At 78.8% G+C, this 2209-nt stretch carries 1 pseudogene; it reads right to left on the bottom strand.

Going from position 1 to position 2209, the window contains the following annotated elements:
* Positions 1-145 precede the first annotated feature (145 nt).
* A pseudogene (locus FOE67_RS23380) lies at positions 146-2209 on the bottom strand (sacsin N-terminal ATP-binding-like domain-containing protein); the annotation flags it as partial.

The following is a 2209-nucleotide window of genomic DNA, read 5'->3' as shown; positions in this document are numbered from 1 at the left end:
GGGGCGACAACGCCGCGCCGTCGCCCCGCCCACCCCCTGAACTACTCCCTTCGAGTGAACCCCCGGAGGAGCGGTCCCGCACCCCGGGCGGCCGGGACCCGGCCGCGGGGCCACGACCCGGCGGGGTTCCGCCCGGCCCGGGGCATCAGTCGAACCAGCGGGCCACCGAGAGTTCGGCGGTCCGCGAGGGGTCCTCCAGCAGGGCGGCGAGTTCGAACCGCCGCGACCAGCGACCGGCGGCCCGGGCCAACCCGGCGGCCAGGCCCTCCACGGTGGCTGCGTGCACGACGCCGTCGCACAGGCGCCAGTCCAACTCGACCCCGGCCACCACCAGTTCCTCGTGCTCGCGGTACCGGTCGGGGGTGTCGGGGCCCAGGAGGGCGCGGGCGGCGGCGGGTACCTCCCGCTCCTCCCCGGCGTCCGCCGGGACGGCGGCCCCACCGGCGAGGGCGGTGCCCAGCAGGGGTACCTCCAGCAGCACGCCGAGGGCGGCGGCCCGGCGCGGATCGCAGGGCAGCAGGGGGCGTCCGGCGGCGAGCGGCAGCAGGTCGGGGGCGTCGGCGACCAGCGCCTCCCCCGCCGGCACGACGACGCTCCGGGCCCCGGTGTCGCCGCCCGCCCCGTCGCCGAGGACGACGGCGCGCAGTTCGTCGGGGAGGGTGACCTCCTCCGGGTCCAGTTCGGCGAGAAGCGTGTAGAGGCCGTGCAGTCGGGTGGGGTCCACCTCCCGGTCGGGGTCGGCGAGGCGGGAGAGCAGCTCCGCGGCGCCGCCCGGCTCGTCGAGGAGCGCGGCGGCGGTGGTGCGCACCCCCAGCGCACGCAGCACGCGTTCGTCCACGCCGGCGGTGTGCCCGGCGTCCACGGTGTCGTAGAGGTCGATGAGCAGGGGGTCCCCGTCGGGGGTGCGCAGCCCGGCGGGGCGTCGGCCGCCGAGGACCGGGGCGCCGCGCAGCCACCACGCCGTGTAGGGGCGGGTGGTCTCCACGGTGCCGTCGGGCATGCGCACCCGGACCGGGCGGGTGAGGGCGTCGCGCAGCGGGGGTTCGGAGAGCTGGGCGAGGGCGAGCGGCCAGCGGTCGTCGTCCACCAGTTCCAGGTCGCGCACGCCCATGACCTCGCCGGCGACCGGGGGCAGAGGGGTGTCGGGGAGATCGTCCAGGGCGTCCTCGCACCACACGTCCACGGCGTCGAGCAGGCCGAGGTCGTCGGGTTCGGGGTAGCCGGGGTCGCGGCGGTCCTCGGGGACGAGTTCGTCCGGATCGAGGACGACGTCCTCGGCGCGGTGCAGCGCGAAGCGGGCCTGCACGCCCACGGCGGCGAGCGGCCCCTCCCCCCAGCGCTCGACGAGTTCCGGGTCGCACAGCGGGAGTTCGCCGTCGCGGATGACGGCGTGGAAGGGGCTGCCGGGCAGGACGAGTTCGCCGGCGGGGGTGGGTTCGGCGTCCTCGTCGGGGAGGGCGAGGGCGGCCAGCCAGGGCAGTTCGCCGGGCTCGATCCCGGCCGCGCGGACCAGGTCGAGGACGATGTCGGCCAGTTCCGGGGCGCGCAGCGGGCCGGCGGCATCGCCGTCGTCACCGTCGAGGGGGTCCGCCAGGGGGTCGCCGAGCGGGTCGTCCTCCATCGAGGCGGCGACGGCGGCCCGCACCCGGGGGGTCTCCAGCACGGCGCGCGGCGTGGCGGGGACGGCGCCGAGCTTCTCCAGCAGTGGGTGGACGGCCCCGGGGTGGGCGACGCGCAGGCCGAGACGGGCCAGACGGGCGGGCACCGGGCCGGTTCCCGGGTCGGGGTCCCCGGGCCCGTGGCCGTCCCCGGGGCGGGTGTCCCCGGCGGGGAGGGGCAGCAGCACGCCGCGCGGGCCGATGGCGGGACGTCCGTCGGCGAGCGGCACGGGCAGGCCGGTGAGCAGGTCGGGGTCGGTGCCGGCGAGCGCGTCGTACAGGTTGTGCCACCAGGACGGCGGCCGGTCGGCGGCGGCGACCCGGTCGATGGCCTCGCCCAGCGGGATGCGGGAGACGCCGAGCAGGCGCAGCGCGGGCCGGTGCTCCAGGCCGGCCGGGAGCAGGTTCGGGAAGAGGTCGGCGAGCACGGCCACGGTCCGCGCGCCGGCGCCCTCGACGAGTTCCGCCCGGGAGGGGCGCAGCGCCCGGGGGGTGTCCCCGTCGGTTCCCGCCGCGTCCGCCTCGGCGGGGGCCCCGGTGGGGTCGGGGGC

This window comes from Streptomyces calidiresistens (assembly GCF_014141525.1).
GTDB classification, from domain to species: domain Bacteria; phylum Actinomycetota; class Actinomycetes; order Streptomycetales; family Streptomycetaceae; genus Streptomyces; species Streptomyces calidiresistens.
This window is presented reverse-complemented; position numbering and strand designations above follow the sequence as displayed.